At 56.9% G+C, this 2,853-nt stretch carries 2 protein-coding genes and 1 pseudogene; all 3 read left to right on the forward strand.

Features of this window, described 5'->3' with window-relative positions:
* Nucleotides 1–191: 191 nt before the first annotated feature.
* Nucleotides 192–1,682: a PAS domain-containing sensor histidine kinase gene (locus tag VN114_RS02035; protein WP_325511468.1), complete on the forward strand. Its 1,491-nt coding sequence runs from the start codon at nucleotides 192–194 to the stop codon at nucleotides 1,680–1,682.
* A gap of 115 nt (nucleotides 1,683–1,797) precedes the next feature.
* A complete protein-coding gene (locus VN114_RS02040) occupies nucleotides 1,798–2,445 on the forward strand; it encodes a response regulator transcription factor (protein ID WP_325511470.1) in 648 nt (215 codons plus the stop codon).
* Nucleotides 2,446–2,629: 184 nt separating this feature from the next.
* Nucleotides 2,630–2,853: pseudogene (locus tag VN114_RS02045) on the forward strand (GGDEF domain-containing protein); the annotation flags it as partial.

The raw sequence follows: 2,853 nt of genomic DNA on the forward strand, positions 1-2,853 counted from the left end.
TTATAGCGGAGCAAATTCCATTTTGGAAGCCCTATTCTTCCACTTTATTCAATTAATCCCATTTTTTCGTTATTTTGCGCCTGCCCTCTTGTCTCCCCCCTTTCGTTGCTGCATGCGTTTCACCTTCTTCCGGCTGCATCCTGCGAGCAAAAACAGATGTGCTACAGTCCGACGACACCAATGCGACGCATATGCGAATTACGGACGCCACCATGCAGGAAACCATCGACGACGTGCAAGCCGAATGGCTACCGATCATGCTTCAGGGTTCGCCCAGCGAAATCTATGTATTCAATTGCGAAACGCTGCATTTCGAATACGCCAACAAGGCAGCGATCGACAACCTGCAATACAGCTTGCATGAACTGCGCGAGATGTCTCCCGCCTCCATCGTGCAAGGCATCAGTCCGGAAGCCTATGAAGAACTACTGGCCGATTTGCGCAATGGCAGCGTCGCTTCGATCAGCGTCAACACCGTTCATGTGCGCCGCGACGGCACCGCATATCCGATCGAATCGCGCCTGTTCTTTCTGGCAGCATCGACCGGCCCCGTCATCATCGCGATCGGCAACGACGTCAGTTCGCGCGACGAATCCGACAAGGCCTTGCGCGCAAGCGAATCGCGATTGAGCGCGATGGTCTCCAATACACCGGGACTGGTTTATCAATTCCGGCTCGCTCGCGACGGTAGTTTTTCCTTTCCTTATTTGAGCGAGGGCTGCGAGGCATTGCTGGGCATTGCGGCGGAAGAGCTGCATGACGATCCCCTGCACTTTCTCGATCTGATTCTTCCGGAAGATCGCACCTCCTTCATGGAGTCCATGAACGCATCGACCAGGGAAATGAGTGCATGGAACTGGGAAGGCCGCATCCGCATCGAGAAGTGGAACGACATCAAATGGATCAACCTGCGCGCCACGCCACGCGCGCTGGACGGACACGATGTGCTGTGGGAAGGCATCATGACCAACATCACCGCCAGCAAGCTGGAGCAGGAAGAAATCATCCGCTCGCGCGCGCAGCTGGCAGAACTGTCTGCACACATCAATACCGTCAAGGAACAGGAGCGTGCCCACATCGCGCGTGAAATCCATGACGATCTCGGCGGCAACCTGACCGCGATCAAGATGGCGCTGGCGTTATTGACGCGCCGCCTGCCCGCCGATCCGGCGCTGGTCGAAAAAGCCGATTATGTCGAACAGCTTGTCGACCGCACGATCGAAACCGTCCACAGAATCGCCAGCGACCTGCGCCCCGGCGTACTGGATTTCGGCCTGGTGGCGGCCATCGACTGGCAGACAAGGGAATTTGAAAAACAATGCGGCATCCCCTGCGAATTCTCGTCGAACAAACGGGAAATCGAACTGGACCCCAACCAGTCCGCCGCCCTCTTCCGGATTTTTCAGGAAGCCCTGACCAATATCGCCAAACATGCACAGGCGACGCACGTCAACGTGCAACTGGTCCATACCGAGCGCTTCGTCCGCCTGGAGATCGTCGACAACGGCCGCGGCATCCAGGCTGCCGATCGCACGAAACCGAAATCGTTCGGCATCCGCGGCATGGTCGAACGCTCGATCGCAATGGGTGGCAGCCTGTCCGTCAGCACGTCGCAAAAGGGTGGCACAATCGTTGCTATCAACGTCCCGTTGGTCGATAGCAGTGCAATATCGACATCCTGAAGGACAATATTGCAAAATAACTGACCATTTTGGTCACATGGAACCGTGCTGAGCCAAATTTTGTCTCACTGATGGAGACCGTTTGTCTGCAAGGCAGCACTTATCTAGCAGAACAATGACAACGAAGAATGTAATCAAAGTCCTGATCGCCGACGATCACGCCATCGTGCGGGAAGGTTTGAAGCAGATGCTGGCGGATACCAAAGACATCGCCGTCGCCGGACATGCCGAAAACGGCACCGAAGCCATCCGTCTCGCGCGCGATGTTTCGCATCATGTGCTGCTGCTCGACATCTCCATGCCCGACCGCAGCGGTATCGAAGTGCTGAAACAGGTGCGCAAGGAATCGCCGAAAACCGCGGTGCTGATGCTCTCCATGCATCGCGAAGACCAGTATGCGATCCGTGCGCTGAAAGCCGGCGCTTCCGGTTATCTGAACAAGCAAAGCGCGCCGGCCGAACTGGTCAACGCCATCCGCCAGGTCGCCGCCGGCCGCAAATACATCAGCGCAGCCCTCGCCCAAGAGCTGGCCAACCAGATCAGCGACGATCACGAAATCCCGCTGCACGAAACCCTGTCCGACCGCGAATACCAGACACTGACGATGATCGCCTCCGGCAAGACCGTCAGCGACATCGCCGCCGAACTGGTGCTGTCGGTCAAGACGATCAGCATGTACCGCTCACGCCTGTTGCAAAAAATGAAACTGCGTCACAACGCCGAACTGACGCACTACGCGATCAAGAACCATCTGGTCGATTGATTCCGGGTCAATCAAGATCGCTCCAGGATCGATCCCGCACAGAGATAGCTTGTCAAACAACAAACTGGTTGGCATTTTCCGCGCTGATCGCCGCATCGCTTTTCCTGCCTGACGATATGATTGCGCAATAGCCAAATCGGGCTGCAATCGAACGCCACAAGCACACACCAGCGCACGCGCCGTCATGCCAGACAAACCACCCCGCAATCCCGCAGCCCAGAATCCCGTCGACATTGCGCGGGAAACCTTCCGCCAGCTCGCCATCCGCAAGATCGCTCCCACACCGGACGCCTATCGCAAGGTATACGACGAAATCGCCGGCTATGCGGCGGAGCCCACACCGGAACAGGTATTCGGCGAATTCGCCACCACCCTGCTCAGCCTGCCGGATGAAGTATCCGCCGTTGG

This window comes from Oxalicibacterium sp. (assembly GCF_035565035.1).
Classification (GTDB): domain Bacteria; phylum Pseudomonadota; class Gammaproteobacteria; order Burkholderiales; family Burkholderiaceae_D; genus Oxalicibacterium.